The organism is Falsigemmobacter faecalis (assembly GCF_003863335.1).
In the GTDB taxonomy this organism is placed as follows: Bacteria; Pseudomonadota; Alphaproteobacteria; order Rhodobacterales; family Rhodobacteraceae; genus Wagnerdoeblera; species Wagnerdoeblera faecalis.
In genome coordinates, this window is record NZ_RRAZ01000006.1 from 1 (window position 1) to 18,938 (window position 18,938).

The 18,938-nt window shown below is 65.1% G+C and carries 16 protein-coding genes; 8 read left to right on the plus strand and 8 right to left on the minus strand.

Annotation, left to right across the window (positions count from 1 at the left end; translation table 11 throughout):
• The first annotated feature begins 121 nt into the window (after window positions 1–121).
• From ctaA to EG244_RS05155, 7 genes are all read left to right on the plus strand, one after another.
• Window positions 122–1,279 (plus strand): heme A synthase, encoded by a 1,158-nt coding sequence (gene ctaA, locus EG244_RS05125; RefSeq protein ID WP_124963941.1) that lies wholly within the window; start codon window positions 122–124, stop codon window positions 1,277–1,279.
• Complete coding sequence (locus EG244_RS05130; RefSeq protein WP_124963942.1) at window positions 1,276–2,748, plus strand: carboxypeptidase M32; 1,473 nt, start codon at window positions 1,276–1,278, stop codon at window positions 2,746–2,748. Before ctaA ends, EG244_RS05130 begins: the two co-directional genes overlap by 4 nt.
• Window positions 2,745–3,956, plus strand: coding sequence for an MFS transporter (locus tag EG244_RS05135; RefSeq protein WP_124963943.1), 1,212 nt, complete (start codon window positions 2,745–2,747; stop codon window positions 3,954–3,956). The genes EG244_RS05130 and EG244_RS05135 overlap by 4 nt, the downstream gene beginning before the upstream one ends.
• Before the next feature lie 131 nt (window positions 3,957–4,087).
• Entirely contained in the window at window positions 4,088–5,185 is a 1,098-nt protein-coding gene (nspC, locus tag EG244_RS05140; protein WP_124963944.1) for a carboxynorspermidine decarboxylase, read from the plus strand.
• 32 nt (window positions 5,186–5,217) lie between these two features.
• Window positions 5,218–6,459: a saccharopine dehydrogenase family protein gene (locus tag EG244_RS05145; RefSeq protein ID WP_124963945.1), complete on the plus strand. Its 1,242-nt coding sequence runs from the start codon at window positions 5,218–5,220 to the stop codon at window positions 6,457–6,459.
• 132 nt (window positions 6,460–6,591) lie between these two features.
• Window positions 6,592–8,385 carry an autotransporter assembly complex protein TamA gene (locus tag EG244_RS05150; protein WP_124963946.1) on the plus strand — a complete coding sequence of 598 codons (1,794 nt, stop codon included), beginning with the start codon at window positions 6,592–6,594 and terminating at the stop codon, window positions 8,383–8,385.
• Complete coding sequence (locus EG244_RS05155; protein ID WP_124963947.1) at window positions 8,385–12,218, plus strand: translocation/assembly module TamB domain-containing protein; 3,834 nt, start codon at window positions 8,385–8,387, stop codon at window positions 12,216–12,218. Before EG244_RS05150 ends, EG244_RS05155 begins: the two co-directional genes overlap by 1 nt.
• Here the strand turns inward: EG244_RS05155 and EG244_RS05160 are convergent.
• From EG244_RS05160 to EG244_RS05185, 6 genes are all read right to left on the minus strand, one after another.
• Complete coding sequence (locus EG244_RS05160; protein ID WP_124963948.1) at window positions 12,212–13,105, minus strand: YihY/virulence factor BrkB family protein; 894 nt, start codon at window positions 13,103–13,105, stop codon at window positions 12,212–12,214. The genes EG244_RS05155 and EG244_RS05160 overlap by 7 nt on opposite strands.
• A 59-nt stretch (window positions 13,106–13,164) precedes the next feature.
• A complete protein-coding gene (locus EG244_RS05165) occupies window positions 13,165–13,395 on the minus strand; it encodes a hypothetical protein (RefSeq protein ID WP_124963949.1) in 231 nt (76 codons plus the stop codon).
• Between the two features lie 71 nt (window positions 13,396–13,466).
• Window positions 13,467–14,075: a YjbF family lipoprotein gene (locus EG244_RS05170; protein ID WP_124963950.1), complete on the minus strand. Its 609-nt coding sequence runs from the start codon at window positions 14,073–14,075 to the stop codon at window positions 13,467–13,469.
• A complete protein-coding gene (locus EG244_RS05175) occupies window positions 14,066–16,210 on the minus strand; it encodes a YjbH domain-containing protein (protein ID WP_158617242.1) in 2,145 nt (714 codons plus the stop codon). The genes EG244_RS05170 and EG244_RS05175 overlap by 10 nt, the downstream gene beginning before the upstream one ends.
• 77 nt (window positions 16,211–16,287) lie before the next feature.
• Complete coding sequence (locus EG244_RS05180) at window positions 16,288–16,917, minus strand: sugar transferase (protein WP_124963952.1); 630 nt, start codon at window positions 16,915–16,917, stop codon at window positions 16,288–16,290.
• A complete protein-coding gene (locus EG244_RS05185; protein ID WP_233588917.1) occupies window positions 16,914–17,726 on the minus strand; it encodes an NAD-dependent epimerase/dehydratase family protein in 813 nt (270 codons plus the stop codon). The genes EG244_RS05180 and EG244_RS05185 overlap by 4 nt, the downstream gene beginning before the upstream one ends.
• A gap of 128 nt (window positions 17,727–17,854) precedes the next feature.
• Here EG244_RS05185 and EG244_RS05190 point away from each other — a divergent pair, with 128 nt between their 5' ends.
• Complete coding sequence (locus tag EG244_RS05190) at window positions 17,855–18,175, plus strand: hypothetical protein (RefSeq protein WP_124963954.1); 321 nt, start codon at window positions 17,855–17,857, stop codon at window positions 18,173–18,175.
• Between the two features lie 71 nt (window positions 18,176–18,246).
• On the opposite strand, the gene EG244_RS05195 is transcribed toward EG244_RS05190, so the two are convergent.
• Together EG244_RS05195 and EG244_RS05200 are read right to left on the minus strand one after the other, a co-directional pair.
• On the minus strand, window positions 18,247–18,669 hold the full coding sequence (locus EG244_RS05195; RefSeq protein WP_124963955.1) for an EVE domain-containing protein: 423 nt from the start codon (window positions 18,667–18,669) through the stop codon (window positions 18,247–18,249).
• Window positions 18,669–18,938 carry a YciI family protein gene (locus EG244_RS05200; RefSeq protein ID WP_124963956.1) on the minus strand — a complete coding sequence of 90 codons (270 nt, stop codon included), beginning with the start codon at window positions 18,936–18,938 and terminating at the stop codon, window positions 18,669–18,671. Before EG244_RS05200 ends, EG244_RS05195 begins: the two co-directional genes overlap by 1 nt.

The window sequence follows — 18,938 nt, forward strand, 5'->3', positions numbered from 1 at the left end:
CCTCTCAGCACCGCTGAGAGGGTGTTTTGCATTTCAGCCCCCGGCTTCCGACCCTCTCGCGCGGCCTTGAAGCCCCTTGTGACCCTGACTAGGGTGAGCCGATCGAACACAGGGGCCGGCAATGGCAAAAAAACGCAGCATTTTCGAAGATGTCGAGGGCACGCGCTCGCAAAGCGCAGGCACCGGCGGCGGCATGATCGAGCGCACGCCCAAGGGCGCACGCGGCGCGATCCGGATCTGGCTCGGGGTGCTGTTTCTGCTGGTCTTTGCGATGATCGTCGTGGGCGGTGCCACGCGGCTGACCGGCTCGGGGCTTTCGATCACCGAATGGCGTCCTGTCACCGGGGCGCTGCCGCCGATGACGGCCGCCGACTGGGCGCTGGAATTTGAGAAATACCGCGCCACGCCGCAATATCTGCTCGCCAATCAGGGCATGAGCCTGTCGGACTTTCAGTTCATCTATTGGTGGGAATGGGGCCATCGCCAGCTGGGCCGCCTGGTCGGGCTGATCTGGGCGCTTGGCTTTGGCTTCTTCCTGCTGAGCAAACGGATCCCGACCGGCTGGACCGGGCGTCTGCTGTTCATCGGCGCGCTTGGCGGTCTGCAGGGCGCGATCGGCTGGTGGATGGTGGCCTCCGGCCTCACGGGTGAGATGATCCGCGTGGCCTCTTATCGTCTCGCGACCCATCTGGGTCTGGCCTTTGTGATCCTGGGCTTCATTGCCAGCTATATCTATCTGCTGGGCCGCTCGGAGGCCGATCTGATGAAGGCGCGCCGCGGGCGCGAGGTGAAACTCTTTAAAATGTCCACGGGTCTGATGCATTTCGCCTTCCTGCAGATCCTGCTGGGCGCGTTGGTCGCGGGCATTGATGCGGGCCGCGCCTTCCCGACCTGGCCTTCGATGAATGGCGAGTTTTTCCCCGCCAACGCGCTTTATGTCCCCGATGGCGGCGCCACCTGGCGGGCTTTCTTTGAAAATGAAGGTCTGGTGCAGTTCATGCACCGCATGTCGGGCTATCTGCTGATGGTCTTTGGCCTGGTGGTCTGGCTGCGCGGGCGTAAATCGCCGCATCTCGCCACGCGCCGCGCCTTTGACTGGGTGCTGGTGATGCTCTTTGGGCAGATGGTTCTGGGCATCGTCACCGTTCTGACCATGGCGCATCTGCATACCGCGCTGACCCATCAGATCGGGGCCGTGATCCTTTGGGTGCTGATCCTGCGCGCCCGCCATCTGGCGCAATTCCCCCTCGCCGGCTCCATCGCAAAGGGCACCGCATGAGCACGACCGCTACGGCTGAACTTTTCGCCTTTCAGCGCGATACTGAGGCGCTTTCGCAGATCTCGGGCCGTCTGGGCTGGGATCAGGAAACCGTCATGCCCCCCGGCGCGGCGGACCAGCGCGCAGAGGAAATCTCGGCACTTGAGGGGCTTTTGCACGCCCGCCGCACCGATCCGCGGCTGAAAGACCTGCTCGACGCCGCCTCCCCCGCGACGGAGGCCGAGGCCGCGCAGATCCGCGAGATCCGCCACAGCTATGAGCGCGAGGTGAAAATCCCCGAAAGCCTGGCGCGCAGCCTTGCGGCCCTCAGCAGCCGGGCCCAGGGCATCTGGGTGGCGGCGCGGGCGGCGGATGACGTCAAAGCCTTTCTGCCCACGCTCTCTGAGATGATCCGGTTAAAGCGCGAAGAGGCCGCCTGCCTCGCTGCGGGCGGCGATCTTTATGACGCGCTGCTTGATGATTATGAGCCTGGTGCGAAATCTGCCGATCTCGCTGCCATGTTTGATCGGATGCGCCCGCGTCTGGTGGCGCTGCGCGAGCGCGTGCTTGACCGCCCTGCCCCGGAGGCCCTGGCGGGGCATTTCCCGGCTGAGATGCAGCTGCGCCTCTCGCGGGAGATGGCAGAGGCCTTTGGCTATGATTTCAACCGCGGGCGTCTTGATCTGGCGGTGCATCCCTTCTCCTCAGGCTCGGGCCAGGATGTGCGGATCACCACACGTGTGGATGAGCGCGATCCGCTGAACTGCTTTTATTCGACCATCCATGAGACCGGCCACGGCGCTTATGAGCAGCAGGTTGATGCGCATTACACCCTGACGGCCATTGGCAAAGGCGCCTCCATGGGGGTGCATGAAAGCCAGAGCCGCATCTGCGAGAACCAGCTCGGCCGCTCAGAGGCCTGGACCTCCTGGCTTTTCGCGCGGCTCTCGCAGGAGATGACGCTGAACATCGGCACGGCGCGTGACTTCTACCGCGCGGTCAACCGGGTAAGCCCCGGCTTCATCCGCACCGAAGCCGATGAGCTGCATTACAACCTGCATATCATGCTGCGCTTTGATCTGGAGCGCGCGCTGATCGCCGGGGATCTCGCCCCCGCCGATCTTGAGGCCGCCTGGAACGACCGCTTCAAAGCCGATTTCGGCGTGGAGGTGCCCCGGCCCTCGCTGGGGATGCTGCAGGATGTGCATTGGTCCTGCGGGCTCTTTGGTTATTTTCCGACCTATAGCCTTGGCAATGTCTATGCAGGCTGCCTGCATCAGGCGCTGCGCCAGGAGGTGCCACAGCTTGACGCCTCTCTCGCGCAGGGCAGCGCCGCACCGGCGACCGCCTGGCTCCGGGACGGGCTGCGCCGTCATGGTGCTTTGCGCACACCCGTTGAGACCCTCCGCCACGCCTGCGGCTTTGCCCCGGATGAGGCCCCGCTTCTCGCTTATCTTGAGGCCAAATTCTCGGATCTTTACACATTGTGAGCGAAGATATCAGCATCCGGGACCGCCTTGCGCGCGGTCCCGCCGTCTGGGCGCTCGCCGCCAGCATGACGCTGATCTACAGCACGATTTATTATAACTATTCCGGGCTGATCCTCTTTTGGGTGGACGATCCGGGCTGGTCCAAGGTGCTGCTGGCCGCAGGCCCCATGCTGGCGCAGCTGATCGCAGCACTGATGGCCCCGTTCTGCGGGCGGCAGGTCGATCAGGGTCGCGGCCCTGAGATGCTGCTTTTCGGCCCCGTGCTGGGGGCCGCGGCCCTGGCGGCCCTGGCCTTTGTCACCGAAGCCTGGCACTGGATCGCCGCCTGGGCGGTGATCGGGGTGGCTCAGGCGCTTTGCTTTTATGAGGTGGGCTTTGCCTTCCTGATCCGCCGCCTTGGCCCCTCCGCCCGCGCGGCGATCATCCGGGTGACCCTGGTGGCGGGCTTTGCCTCAACGGTCGCTTTTCCGACCTATGCGGCACTGGGCAATGGCCCTGGCTGGCGCATGGCCACGCTTTGGGCTGCCGTGCTGACGGTGCTGCTGGTGGTGCCGCTGAACCTTTATGCCACGCGGAGGATCCGCCGCGATGCCCCGCCGCCGCAGAGCGGCAGTTCAGGCGGCACCGAAGAGGCCCCGCCCGCGCAAAGCAGCCGCCGCGCCATGATCCTGCTGATCCTCGTATCGGCCAGCTGCAGCATGAACCATTGGATGATCGTCACCTATATCGTGCCGATCCTGGTCGCCAAGGGCTTCAGCACCGCCATGGCGGTCACCATGGGGGCCTGCCTTGGCCCGGCGCAGGTGCTGTCGCGGCTCGGGCTGATGTGGGGGGGCCACCGGGTCAGCAATCATCGCGGCGTCATGGTGCTGCTGAGCCTGATGCTTCTCGCCTCTGGCGCTCTGGTGGCCGCCTCTGCGGGGCTGGTCTTTGCGGTGATCTATGTCGCCTGCCAGGGTGCGGCATTCGGCGCCATGACGATCCTGCGCCCCGGTCTGATCGCCGATGTGATGGGGCCGGAAAACTATGGCTCCAACGCCGGAAAGATCCTGATGCCCACCCTGTTTGCCGGGGCCATGGCGCCGATGATCGGGGCGATCATGCTGGAAAACATGGGTTTTGAAGCTCTGGCGGTGCTGAGCCTCATGCTTTTGACCACGGCCCTGCTTGCGCTGCGCAGCCTGAAGCTGGAGGCGCGGACGGGCTGAGCCCCGCCGCGCCTGCCCCTTGTCTTTGCATCCAAAAACCCCAAATGCAGTTGAGGCGCGGGCATAAACCCGCTACAGCCCCCTCGCGCACGCCCGCGCACTTCTGACCCCTGTCGCCGGAAGGGCCCGCCATGCTTCCTACCCCCTGCTACCTGATCGACAAATCCCGGCTGCTGCCGAACATGGAAAAAATTGCCTGGCTGCGCGAGCAGTCCGGGGCAAAGTCGCTTCTGGCGCTGAAATGTTTTGCGACCTGGTCGGTGTTTGACTTCATGTCGCAATATATGGACGGCACCACCTCCTCCTCGCTCTATGAGGTGAAACTCGGCCGTGAGAAATTCCCCGGCGAAACCCACGCCTATTCCGTGGCCTATGCCGATGATGAGATCGATGAGGTTCTGGCTTCGTCGGATAAGATCATCTTCAATACCATCGGTCAGCTGACCCGTTTTGACGCGCAGTCGAAAAACCACACCCGTGGTCTGCGCGTGAACCCTGGTGTCTCGACCTCAGATTTCGATCTGGCCGATCCCGCGCGTCCCTTCTCGCGTCTGGGTGAGCATAACCCCGAAGACATCGCCAAGGTGATGGATCAGATCTCGGGCTTCATGTTCCACAACAATTGTGAGAACGCCGATTTTGACCGCTTTGACGCCATGCTCGGCCATATCGAACAACGATTCGGCTTTCTGATCCGCGATATGAAATGGATCTCGCTGGGTGGCGGCATTCACTTCACCGGCGAAGGCTATCCGCTGCAAAAGCTGGCCGACCGCCTGAAGCGCTTCTCGGATGAAAATCAGGTCCAGGTTTACCTGGAGCCGGGTGAGGCCGCGATCACCAAATCGGCGACCCTTGAGGTCTCGGTTCTCGACACGCTGCACAATGGCAAAAACCTGGCCATCGTCGACAGCTCGATCGAGGCGCATATGCTGGATCTGCTGATCTATCGTCAGCAGGCCAAAGTTGAGCCCAATGAGGGCGATCATGAGTGGATGATCTGCGGTAAATCCTGTCTCGCAGGCGATATTTTCGGTGAGTTCCGCTTTGATAAGCCGCTCAAAGCCGGGGACCGCCTGTCCATTCAGGACGCCGCCGGTTATACCATGGTGAAGAAAAACTGGTTCAACGGCGTGAAAATGCCTGCGATTGCCGTTCGGGAACTCGACGGCAGCGTGAAAGTTGAACGCTCTTTCGGCTACGACGAATTCGTCGCGGCCCTTTCGTAAGATCAACAAACCTCTGGGGGTGCATGGGTAGAATGAAACGGAACGTCCTTATCATCGGCGCCGGTGGCGTGGCTCAGGTCGTGGCTCATAAGGCTGCACAAAACAATGATGTCCTGGGCGACATTCACATTGCTTCGCGCACGGCCGCGAAGTGCGAACAGATCATCGCATCTGTGCGGGAAAAAGGCAGTCTGAAGGTAGACGGCGTTCTGAAGGCCCATGCCCTCGACGCCCGTGACAGTGCCAATGTCGTCGCTCTCATCCGTGAGACCGGCGCAGAAATCGTCATCAACGTGGCTCAGGCCTTCGTGAACATGCCGATCCTCGATGCCTGCATCGAGGCCGGTGTGGCCTATATGGACACCGCGATCCACGAAGATCCGGCGAAGATCTGTGAGATCCCGCCGTGGTATGGCAACTACGAATGGAAGCGCCGTGAGGCTGCGGCCAAAGCGGGCGTCACCGCCATTCTGGGCGTGGGCTTCGATCCGGGCGTTGTGAACGCCTATGCGAAACTTGCGATCGACGATTATGTCGCCGAGCCGGAGTCGATCGATATCATCGATATCAACGCCGGATCGCATGGCCGCTGGTTCTCGACCAATTTCGACCCGGAGATTAACTTCCGTGAGTTCACCGGCACCGTCTACTCCTGGCAGAACCAGCAGTGGCAGGAGAACAAAATGTTCGAGGTCGGCCAGACCTGGGACATGCCGGTTGTCGGCGATCAGAAGGCCTATCTGACCGGCCACGACGAAGTGCATTCGCTGTCGGCCAATTACCCGAAAGCCGATGTGCGCTTCTGGATGGGCTTTGGCGATCACTATATCAACGTCTTTACCGTGCTGAAAAACCTTGGCCTTCTGTCCGAGAAGCCGGTGAAAACCGCCGAAGGTCTGGAAGTGATCCCGCTGAAAGTGGTCAAGGCCGTGCTGCCCGATCCGGCCTCGCTTGCGCCCGATTACACCGGCAAGACCTGCATCGCGACCCTGGTGAAGGGCAAAGACAAAGACGGCAATCCGGCTGAGGTGATGATCTACAACGTCGCCGACCACAAGGAAGCCTATCTGGAAGTCGGCAGCCAGGGCATCAGCTATACCGCTGGCGTGCCGCCGGTTGCAGCCGCCATGCTGGTCGCGGACGGCACCTGGGACGTGGGCGCGATGAAGAACGTCGAAGAGCTTGATCCCAAGCCCTTCCTCAACCTTCTGAACAAAATCGGCCTGCCGACTTCGATCCGCGACGCAGGCGGCGAGCGTCTGCTCACCTTCTGAGGGAAGCAGGCCTCAGCCCTTTGAAAAAGTTGAACCGGGGAAGCCACACTTCCCCGGTTTTTCATTCCTCCCTCCATTGCCGGACTGCCGCTTTTCGTGGCAGGGTCAGACCGGGCTCCGGGGAGATGTAGTGTGCGACGGTTCTGGCAAATTTCTGGTCTCGCGGCTCTGCCGCTGATTGTTGCAGCGCTTCCCGCCCATACGCTGGAGCCGGTGGAATTTGTCGTCTCCGGCGCGCCGGAAGAGCTGACGGAAAGTATCCGCAACACCTCGCTGACGCAGAGCGCTTACACCGACGAGCGCCGCGACGCGCAGGAGATTTTCGCCGCCGCCCGCTCGGATTACGCCCGCATCCTCGGCATGCTTTATGCCGAAGGCTATTACTCCGGCACGATCAATATTCTGATTGATGGCCGCGAAGCCTCGGCCATCGCCCCGCTGAATGCGCCAAAGACGATTGGTAAGGTCTCGATCCGCGTGACGCCGGGCCCCGCTTTCACCTTTGGTGTGGCTGAGGTCGCCCCGCTGCGTGGCGGCACCGAACTGCCTGAGGGGTTTGCCGCAGGCGAGACCGCGCGCTCGGGTGTGATCCGTCAGGCGGCTGAAGCTGCGATTGATCACTGGCGCGACGGTGGCCATGCCAAGGCCCGTATCGCGGGCGAAGAGGTGACGGCGAACCACAAAGACCGGCTGCTGAATGCCCGGATCCGCCTGACCGAAGGGCCGGTGGTGACCTTTGGCAAGCTGAGCTTCCGGGGCCGGACAGCCATGCGCGAGGGGCGGCTTTACAAGATCGCCGGTCTGACCGAGGGCGGGCGCTATTCCCCCGAAGAACTGGCGAAAGCCGCGGACCGTCTGCGCCGCACCGGGGTCTTCCGCTCGGTCTCGCTGGTTGAGGCCGATACCCTCGGCCCGGGCAATACGCTGGATATCACGGCAACGGTCTCAGATCTGCCGCGCCGCCGTCTGGGCTTTGGGGCGGAACTCACCTCGACTGAGGGCGCGGCCATCAGCGCCTTCTGGATGCACCGCAACCTTATGGGCGGGGCCGAGCGGCTGCGCATCGACGGCGAAGTCAGCCGGATCGGTGCGAAAGACGCAGGCCCCGATTACAAACTCGGCCTCTCGCTGGAGCGGCCTGCGAGTTTCACCCCCGATACCACCGCGCGCCTGACCCTTGGGATTGAGCGGGTGCAGGACAGCGATGCCCGGATCGACAATTTCACCGGCGGCTTTGGCCTGTCGCATATCTTTTCCCGCAGCCTGACGGGCCGCGCCGATCTGAACTACGGCTATACCCGCACCGTCGACAGCCTGGGAGAGCGGCGCTACCGCAATATCTCGCTGCCTGTGGGGCTGACCTGGGATCGGCGCGACAATGCCTTCGACCCGAAAAAGGGCTTCTGGATCGATGCGACCGTCATGCCCTTCGCGGGTCTCGGGGCCACGGATTCGGGTCTGCGGGCCAAGATCGACGCGCGCGGCTACCGCCAGATCGGTGAGCGCGTGGTGGTGGCCGCGCGGCTGCAGGGCGGCATCATCGCCGGGGCCGATCTGCTGGAGACGCCCTCGGATTACCTTTTCTGGTCGGGCGGCGGCGGCACGGTGCGCGGGCATGAATTCCGCTCGCTGGGCGTCGATCTGGGCAGCGGCGTTGAATCGGGCGGCACCCGCTTTGCCTCAGCCTCGCTGGAGCTGCGCACGAAGGTGACCGAAAAGATCGGCGTGGTGGCTTTTGCCGATTACGGCCATGTCTCGGATCGCGCCTTCTCGGCGGCACCGCTGGAGGACTGGCATGCCGGTGCGGGCCTTGGTCTGCGCTACGCCACGCCGGTCGGGCCGCTGCGTCTGGATATCGCTGCCCCGGTGGGCGGGCGTAAGGCCAAAGGCGCACAATTTTACCTTGGGATCGGGCAGGCTTTCTGATGCGCTATACCGCTGCTTTTCTTCTTTGCCTGACCCCGGCTGTCGCTTTCGCTCAGGAAGATGACCGGACCTTCCTGTCGGGCCTGTTGGAGGACAATCTCTCCGGCGCGGGCCGTGAGGTCCGGATTGAGGGCTTTCAGGGCGCGCTGTCCTCGCGCGCCCGGATGACCAGTCTGACCATCGCCGACGATGAAGGCGTCTGGCTGCGCCTGACGGATGTGCTTTTGGACTGGAACCGCTCGGCGCTGTTCGGGGGGCGGGTGTCCGTGAATGCGCTGACGGCGGCTGAGATCACGCTGGAGCGTCTGCCCAATGCCGGGGAAGATCTGCCCAGCCCGGAGGCTGCGCCCTTCTCGCTGCCGGATCTGCCGGTCTCGGTGCAGATCGGTCAGATCACGGCGGAAAAGATCACCCTTGGCCCGACCATTCTGGGCGAAGAGATCACCGCCCGCCTCGATGGCGGCGCCAATCTGGGCGACGGCGAGGGCAATGCGCGCCTTGAGCTGAAGCGCACCGATGGCACCGCCGGCGCATTGGTGCTCGAAGGCGGCTTCGTCAATTCCTCGCGCGAGCTGCGCCTTGATCTTTCGCTCCAGGAGCCGCAGGGCGGCATCGCGGCGCGTATGATCGGCCTGCCCGGAGAGCCCGCCCTTGATCTTGCCGTAAAAGGTCAGGGCCGGATTGAGAATTTCACCGCCAATGTGGCCCTGCGCTCTGACGGGCAGGAGCGTGTTGCAGGCACCGTCCGGCTGGCCTCGGAAAAAGCCGGGGCGAAAGGCTTTGGCCTTGATCTGAAGGGCGATGTCACGCCGCTTTTCCTGCCGGATTACCACGATTTCTTCGGCCCCGATGTCTCCCTGAAGGCCGAGGGCAGCCAGTCCGCGACAGGGGCCCTCAACCTGAGCGAGCTGCGCCTGGAGGCCGCCGCCCTGCGCCTCAGCGGCACCGCCGATATCGCCGCCGATGGCATGCCCAATGCCTTTGATCTGAACCTTGATCTTTCTGCCGCAGACGGCCAGCCCGTGCGCCTGCCCCTGAGCGGCGATCCGGTCGAAGTCATCGCCGCCAAGCTGCGCCTTGGCTTTGCCGGCGATCAGGGCAATGACGGCTGGAGCCTTGTGGGCAGCGTGACGGGCCTCAACACGCCCGCTCTCACCGCCGACGCCCTGAGCCTTGAGGGCAAGGGCCGCATCGGCCGCAGCGCCGATGCCCGCCCCATGGCCGACGGCAGCCTGAGCTTTGACAGCGCCGGGCTGAAGATGACCGATGAGGGTCTTGATCAGGCGGTCGGGGCCCGGGTGATCGGGCAGACGCGCTTTGACTGGCAAAGCGGCGCGCCGCTGCAGATCAGCGATCTGAAGCTGGAGGGCGAGGATTACAGCGCCGAGGGCACCTTTGCAGTGGCCACCGACAGCGGAGAGCCGGAAATCACCGGCCGCATCGGCGCGGTGCTGCAGGATCTCGGCCGCATCTCGGTGCTGGCCGGTCGCGCGACCTCGGGCAAGGGCACGCTGGGCTGGTCGGGCAGTCTGAAGCCGCTTTCGGGTGCTTTTGACGGGCAACTCAGCGTTGATGGCAGCGATCTGACCATCGGCCTTGCCGAAGTGGACGGCCTTTTGCGCGGGCAAAGCCTCGTCTCGCTTGATGCCGCGCGGGGGCCGGAGGGCACGCAGATCCGCGCGCTCGATCTGCGCGGGCAAAGCCTGCGGGTGCAGGGCCAGGGCTGGATCCGCTCCACCGGGCCGGATCTGACGGCGCGGCTCGATTTTACGGACCTCGCGGTGATGGGGCCGTCTTATGGCGGCAGTCTGTCGGCCGATGCCACGCTGAAGGGCAAGGCGCTCGACAACGATCTGAACCTGACGCTGAAGGGCAGCGGCACCGATCTGAAGACCGGTATCGCTGAGGCCGATGGCTTCCTGCGCGGCACCACCGCGCTTGATATCGACGGCCATCTGCTGGACGGCGTGGTGACGCTGCGCCAGGCGGCGCTGACGGGCCAGACCTGGAATGCGGGCGTCAGCGGTTTCGCCGGAATGGAGAGCCGCGATCTGCGCGCGCGCTTCAACGTCCAGGATCTGAGCCGCGCGGGCGGGCCCTATCGCGGGCGGGTCGCGGGCAATCTGACCTATGCGCTGGCCAGCGGCACCGAAACGGCCACCATTGAGGCCGAGGCCGGAGAGATCGCCCTCGGCCAGCCCGAGGCGGACCGCCTGCTGCGCGGCACCACCCGGCTTTCCGCTGCGGGCAGCCGCACGGCGGGTGTCCTGCGCCTCGACAAGCTTGATCTGCAAAACCCGCAGCTCTCCGCCAGCGGCAATGCCCGCCAGGAGGGCGACCGCAGGCTGCTGGGCCTTCAGGCGCGTCTGAATGATCTGGCGCTGCTGGTCGCGGGCGTCCCCGGTGCGCTGACGCTGCAGGGCGATGTGACCGAACGCGACGGCACCCTGACGCTGGATGTGAAAGCCCGCGGTCCGGGCGGCATTGATCTGAGCGTTGCGGGCACGTCGGGGCTGAATTTTGCCAATTCGGCGCTGCGGATCACCGGATCGGCGGATGCGGCGCTGGCCAATGCCTTCACCGGCGGGGTCGCGCTGCGCGGGCCGCTGCGGCTGGATCTGGCGCTGAACGGCGCTCCGGCGCTTTCTTCGCTCTCGGGTCGCGTTAGCCTGTCGGACGGGCGGATGACGATTGCCAACCCGGCGATGGGCTTTTCCGGGCTTCAGGGGACGGTCAACCTTTCCGGCGGTCGCGCCGAGGTGACCCTCTCGGGCCGTTCGGACGCCGGGGGCAGCGTGGCGCTCAGCGGTCCGATCACGCTCAGCGCGCCCTTCCAGGGCAACCTGGCCGTGGTTCTCGAACGCCTTGGCCTGCGCGATCCGCAGCTCTATGAGACCATGGCCAGCGGCCGGGTTGAGATCAGCGGCCCCCTGGCCGGCGGCGCGATGATCTCGGGCCGCATCCGTCTGGAAGAGACCGAACTTCGCATCCCCTCGACGGGTCTGGGCAGTTCGGCTGCCATTCCCGAGATGCGCCATGTTTATGAACCGGCCGGGGTCCGTGCGACCCGGGCGCGGGCGGGCCTTCTGGGCGACGGCACCAACGGCTCCGGCAGTGGCGCGGGCGGCGGCGGGCCGGTCTATGGGCTGAACCTCTTTATTCTGGCGGAAAATCAGGTCTTTATCCGTGGCCGCGGCCTTGATGCGGAACTCGGCGGCAGCTTCCGGATTTCCGGAACCACGGCCAATGTCGTCCCATCAGGCGGGCTGGATCTGATCCGCGGACGGCTGGATCTGCTGGGCAAAAGGTTCAGCTTTGCCGAAGGCACCCTGCAGATGGAGGGCAGCATGGTGCCGCGCATCCGCCTTGTCGCCAATACCGACACCGTGGACGGCACTGCGAGCGTGATTATCGACGGCCCCGCCGATCAGCCCGAGATCACCTTTGCCTCTTCGCCGGAGCTGCCGCAGGAAGAAGTGGTGGCGCGGCTGCTGTTTGGCCGCGGGCTGACTTCGCTGACGCCTTTGCAGGCGGCGCAGCTGGCCTCTGCGGTGGCCACGCTGAGTGGCAAGGGTGGGGCGGGGATCGTCGACAGCCTGCGCAGGAACTTCGGGCTCGATGACTTTGACGTCTCCGCCAGCGAAAACGGTGCGGCGGCGGTGCGGGCCGGCAAGTATCTGAGTGAAAACGTCTATGTGGATCTGAAGCTCGACAGCGACGGACAGAGCGAGGTCTCGATCAACCTCGATCTGTCGAAATCCGTCACCGTGCGCGGGCGGGCCACGGCCGATGGCAACACCGGCCTCGGCATCCACTACGAGCGCGATTACTGAGGCGGCAACGCCGGCGCGGCGGGGGCCTCGGCCTCCGCGCGCGCTTTGCGGCGGTTCTCCTGGATGACGGCGTTCACCGCCGCGCCCATCAGCACGGAATAGGCGCTGAGATAAAGCCACATCAGCAGTGCAATCACCGCCCCGATAGAGCCGTAGACTTTGTTATAATTGGCAAAATTGGTCAGATAGAGCGTGAAGCCCTTTGAGGCGGCAAGCCAGAGAACCACCGCCACGATCTGCCCGATTGAGAAGAGGGACGGTTTGGGCCAGGCCATATTCGGACCATATCTGTAGATCATCCCGATGCCGATCACCGTCGCCACCGGCGCAACAGGCAGACGGGCCAGTTGATAGAGCAGCGGCTCAAAGGCTCCCAGCGGCGCGAACTGCAGCACGAGTGGTACCACGATCTCTGCCGCCACCGCCGTCAGTGCCGTCGCCACCAGCATCAGCGTCAGCACCAGCGCCACCAGCTGGTGCCCCAGCCCGCCCCGGTTGGGCAGCCCGAAGGCCGCATTGATGCCCTGCACCAGCGCAGAAACCCCTGCCCGCACAGACCACAGCGCCACGCAAAGGCTGACAAAGGTTGTCCAGCCCAGTGTATTCGTGGCCGCGGTTGCCACCCCCATGACCTGATCGTTGAGGATGTTGAACGCCTCACCCGGCAGGAAATCGGACAGCTCTGCCATATATTTCGCAACGACCAGCGGATCCGAGAACAGCGCCCAGATCGCAACCACCGCCGCAATGGCCGGAAAGACAGCAAAAATCGCGAAGAACGCGACACCTGCTGCGATCAGACCGACATGGCGGTCTGTCATCAGTGTCCAGGCCTCATATGCGATTGTGAACGGCTTTCGCAGGGGCTTGGGCAGAAAAGCAGGCATTCGGCACTCCGGATCACAGGGCCGACAGCGTGCCGGCCCCGAACCTTATCCGGTCAGGGTCAGCGTGTCGAACCTGTCGAACTGTTGTCGGTCAGGACGGTGGCAAGGGTGACAGCGGTCACGAGCCCCACCACCGTAAGCGTGGTGCCCGCGGCCCCCGCACCAAGAAAGGCGCCAGGCATTACCGGGGGCGGAGGCGGCACTGCCACCGGGGCTACACTCTGTGCCAGCCCCGCAACGGGTGCCAGCGTCGCCAGGGTCAGGGCGAGGACTGCGAATCGTGATTTCATCTAAACTCTCCAGACAACAGAAATGACCTTCCGCCCCTCCTGCGCCGGGCGGCGCAGGCAACAACGACGGCTCAATGCTCTGGTCGCAGCAGCACAGCATGACCGGCCCGGGGGCCGATCCACTGTCTGGACCAGGCCAAAGTCTGGGGCGAAATCATTACGAACTGGTTAACAACGCTGAATCCCTCGCCGTCGCAGCGCTCGTCCACCCTGCGCTCTGCCCCCGCCGTGGTGACCCGGGCGCTGCAGTGCAGGCGGATGTCGCGGATCGCATCCTCTGCCCCCGTCACCTGCCAGCGCCGCAGATAGCTTTCACCGCCGCGCAGCGCGGCCAGCGGCGGCCCGGGCTCTGCGGATATCAGATCGAACGACAGGCCCCGGGTCTCCACCAGCCGCCCGCCCTTCAGCGTAAAAGAAATCGGATCGGTGGTCAGATAGGTCTGCGTGGTCCCCCGCTCAGTCACACGGGCCATCAGCGCGGTCCTGCCGTCGTCTTCAAGCGTCATATGCAAAAGTGTTCCCGCGGGCGGCTTTGCGGCGGGCGGGGCGGCAGCCTCCTGCGGCGCGGCGGCGCCCTTCAGGCTTTTCAGCTCTGCCAGACTTCCGCCCGGATCATTGCCACATCCCGCAGCAAGGGTCAGGACCATCAGCGCGGGAAGCCGCCATCCGTTCACCGCCATAACAGCCCCCTTTCACGCTGCAGCCGCTCGCCGTGCCAGCCGCGCAAAGTTTCGTAAAGCGGGCCGGGTATCTCCAGCCGCGCGCCGCCATCGCGCTGCAGCATCCGCACGGTATTGCTGATCTTTTTGCGGGACGGCAGCCCGGTCACCCAGTTCAGCGGCAGGGTAAAGCGGATCCCCTTGTCGAAGGAGCCTTCGCCGAAAGCCTGCCGGGAGACATTGGTAAGCGTGGCAAAGGCGCCGACACGCCAGCCGCCTGCGAATTCGCGCTCAAGGCTCAGCGTGGCGCCGTAATCCCCCGCGAGGTAGCGCCCCATATCCAGCTGCGCGAGATAGCCCTTCGGGAACTCATAATAGACCGAGAGGTGACCACCGGTTACGCCATAGTCCCCGAGCCCCGCAAAGCCGCTCAGAGAGCGCTGCCGGACGTGGTGAAGCTCTGCGCCAAGCGCGAGACGGCTTCCGACCGGCTTCCAGAGCAGCTCCCCCGACAGACCGGCATAACCGCGCTCCAGATAGCCCGCGGTGACGCGGCTGTAGAGGTGGCGTCCGGGCCGCGCATAAGAGGCAAGGTAAAGGCTGGCCAGCCGCGTGTCGCGGCGGCTGCGCAGGTAATCATCGGTGCGCACATGCGGCAGCACCGAATTGGAGGGCCGCGCCTGTTGCCCCATGGTGCCCGCCAGCCGCTGCTCAATGGCTCCGGCAAGGGTAAGGCCGCGGGCAATCTGCCATTCGCCGCGCAGCCGCAGGCCGGTGTCAAAGCGCAAAGGGCTGTCGGGATCGAACAAAGAGTAGCGCAGGAAGGGGGCAAGATCCCAGGTCAGGCGCGGTGCGGGGGCAAATTCGGTCATCGCGGGCGCGCCAGATGCGGCCTCGCTGAGGCGACTTCGCTGCCACAACAGGTCCGCCTGATCGGGCTGATGCTCAAGCGCTTCCAGATCGCTGCGCGAAATCCGGATCACCGACAGATCCATCCCCCGCTCAACCGGGACTATATCGAAATATTCGACCGATGACGGCAGGCTGCGGCTGAGGGCGCGCCCCGCGCGGCCCAGGGCCTGGCCCGCGGAATGATAGCGCAGATTGCGCATCCTCACCCGGATGACCGGCCCGGAGACGGCGATCGCCTCAGCGCGCAGCCCCTCGGACGCCATCGCCTGTCGCACCTGAGCGCCGATGGCCTGAACCGCGCTTTCTGACCCCTGCTGTGTCCAGGCATCTGACCAGGCCGCAGGATCGGTGGTGCGCGACGGGCGATGCGACAGCGGCAGGGGCGCCGCCCCCCGCAGCCCCGCAGCCGGGCGCAGCCGCGGGTTCAGCGCAATCTGCAGCGACATCCCGATCCGGGAGCCATAAAGCGCATAGCCTCCGAGTTTCACCGCATCCGTCAGCTGATATTCGGCCCCGAAGTTCAGCGGGCTTCGGTTGGGGAAAAGCCGCTGCGCGCCGCTTAACTCGCGGTAGGCGTCCGAACTCCACTCCGCTTTCAACCCGAGCCTTGGCGTCGCCTGCCATTCAACCCCGGCAAAAGGCGCAGCGGGGCCGCGAAACCACTGCCTGAAATTCGGCGTCCCCCCCGTTGCAGCCGCGCGCTGCGCGCTGCGGTCACCGGTGGAAAAGAGCGGATCGCGGCTGCCCATCTGGCCCCAGCCCAGACCTGCGGTCACGCTCAGACGCGGGGTCAGCCTGCGGCTTGCGACGATATATTCCGCGCCGTCCATGCCCGTGCCTGCGAAATCCCGCAACCCCACCGCGATTGCGGGCCAGCCCCCCCCCTCCGCCACCAGCAGATAGCTGAGATCAAAGGCGCGGTCGAAATATTCGGCACCCGGGCCATATCCTCCGGCGATGCCCGCCGCATTGGCCGGAAGCCGGAAGCCGGAATAGCGAAAGCTGCCCTGCAGCCGCGGGGTGATCTGAAAGCTGACCGCATTGCGCAGAACGCCCCCGGCATGACTGACAGAGACATTGATCTGCCCATCGGGCTGCGGCAGTGCGGAGGGCATCTCGATAAGGCCACTCCCGGCGCGCAGGCTCACGCCGGGAAGGCGGTCCGCCGCAGCCGGAAGGGCCGTCAGCGCGACAAGCACAAAGCCGGCCCCGATCCTGCGGGGTATCAGAAGACCAGATCCCATAACCCTCTCACTCATTAAGCGCACCACAACGGGGGTCAGCTTAGGGCCGGATCAGGATAATGCAACCTATACGTGTATCAATCCTGCCGCTGCCGTCTGAGAAGGACCTCTCCCGCCGTCGCCGCCAGCAGCCTCAGATCAAAGCACAGCGAACGGTGGCGCAGATACATCAGATCCAGCCGCGCCTTACGGGGGATGCAGCGCCGGATATAGGCCTCCTCGGTCTCCTTTGGGCTGTGACACTGCGCCAGGATCTGCGCTTCATGGCGGTGGAAGGTCAGGGTCGCGAGGCCCGTCAGCCCGGGCCGCGCGCGCAGCACCTCAGCGTAAAGCTGCGGCAGGCGCTCTGTGTAGCGGCGCAGCGGCGGGCGGGGGCCGACAAAGCTCATATCTCCGCGCAGGACGTTCCAGATCTGCGGGATCTCATCCAGGCGGTAGCGCCGCAGCAGGGCGCCGCTGCGGGTGATCCGCGCCGCTTTATCCGCGCCCGTTACGCCGGTGTTGCGGTCCTCCGCGGTGCCCGCCATGCTGCGCAGTTTCCACAGCACGAAGGGCTGATCGGGAGCGCGCATCCGCTCAGAGCGGTAAAAAAGCGGCCGCCCCTCGCGCAGCAAAAGCCACAGCAGAACCGCACCAAAGGGCAGCGCCAGAACGGTCGCCAGCAAAAGCGCCAGCGTCACATCAAAGAGCCGCTTGCCCGGGGTCACCGGCCTTGCCTCCCGACGGGGAGCAGGGCGGCGGCCAGGATCGCCGGATCGCCTTTGGGCAGAAGGTCGGGAAAAAGCCCGGCCAGCCGCGCCATGGACATGGTGATGCGCCGTGCCGCCCCCTCGGGCGCGCGGCGCCAGTCAAAGGGCAGCCCCGCCGCCTGCAGGATCTCCGCCATGGCGACAGGCTCAGGGGCGGCGGCGTTCAGGATCAGCGGCAGATCCGCGCCCTGGGAATGCGCCTCCATCACCCCCAGGGCCAGCCGCAGTAAACAGGGCGCCGTGAGGTAGCTTCGCTCGGGCCCCGGGCCGTCGTCAAAGCGGTCCAGCCGCAGGGGCAGCCCCCGGGCCACCTGTCGGCCCAGACGGTCGGCCCCGGCGATATTCCCCAGCCGCAGGATCACACCGCGACTGCGCGTGCCGCTGAGGGCCAGAGCAAACTGCCGCTCCGCCGCGAGTTTTGACGCGCCATAGGCCGAAGGCGCGCACGGGGCGTCGCCCTCTGTGGCGCCGTGCTCCGCGGTGCGGCCATAAACGGCCTGGGTCGAGGCATAGATGCACAGCGGCACCCCCGCCGCCGCCAGCGCCGCCGCCGTCTCGCGGGCGATGCGGATATTCTCAGGATAGCCCTCAGCACGGCCCGTGGTGACGGCCGACAGCACCAGCGCGGCGCGCAGCTTTGGCAGCGGATCCCCCGGACGCCAGCGCGTCAGCCCCGGGCCACCGCGCCGCGAGGCCCAGATCACAGGGGCAGCCCCCCCGGCCTTCCGCATCAACTGTCCGCTGCGCCCGGAGGCACCGATGACCATCAGCACTGACTGCTCCGCCATGCACACGCTAAAGTTGCACAACACCCTGCCCCGGCCCGGCCTGGCTGGCAATGCAAAGTTACACGGCCCCTCTGGGACGGGGGCCGCGGAGGTGCTATATCAGATCCATGCGCAAGACCGTCCCTGCCCTTCTCTGCCTTGTCACTCTCACCGCCCCTGCCACGGCAGCTGAGATCCGCTGCACCGGCGTCAGCGGGCATCTGGGCCGCGACCGGATCTGTGCCGGCGCGGGCGAGACCTTCCGCAGCAGCAGCGCCGCGCTGACCATTGAGGTGCTGCAGGATGAGCCGAACCGCCTCTCAGCACGCATCGGCTGGAGCGGTGGTCAGGGGCCAAGGGTCGATGTGACCTCGCCCGATCAGCCGCTCGATGGCCGCGCCGTACCGCGGCTGATGCAGGGGCTGCGCGGCAGCACCGATCTGCCGTAACGCCAGGAGGCGCGTATGAAAAAGGGCCCCGCGGGGCCCTGGTTCTTCAGCGCAACGGGCAGAGTGGCCCCTCAGTACCCCTCAAGCCCGCCGAGTTCGCAGATGACGGCCCATTGCGCGGGCGTCACCGGCTGCACCGAAAGGCGGCTGTTGGTGACCAGCACCATCTCGCTCAACCGGTGGTCCTGTTTGCACATCTCCAGCGTCACCGGCACCGGCACCTTTGCCAGCGCGCGGATATCGACGCATTCCCAGCGCGGATCCTCAGAGGTGCTGTCGGGATGGGCCTTGGCGCAGACCTCAACCACCCCCACGACCTCTTTGCCGATATTGGAGTGATAGAAGAAACCGCGGTCGCCGATCTCCATCGAGCGCATGAAGTTGCGCGCCTGATAGTTGCGCACGCCGCCCCATTCTTCGCCGATCTCACCCTTGGCGACCTGTTGGTCCCAGGACCAGGTGTCCGGCTCGGATTTGAAAAGCCAGTAGTTCATCAGCCGATGACCCGACGCCATTCGCGCACCGTCACGCTCTCAAAAAGGCCCGCTTTGGCATAGGGGTCGGCGGCGGCGAAGGCCTCTGCCTCGGCGCGGTCCGCGGCCTCGATGACCACCAGAGAGCCGACGGGCTTTTCATCTTCAATGAAAGGGCCTGCAAAAAGCACTTTGCCTGAGCCGTTGAGAAATTCGAGATGCGTGCTGCGGTTCGCAAGGCGGATCTCAAGCGCGCCGGTCTTATCAATGCAGGTCAGAGCGAAATACAT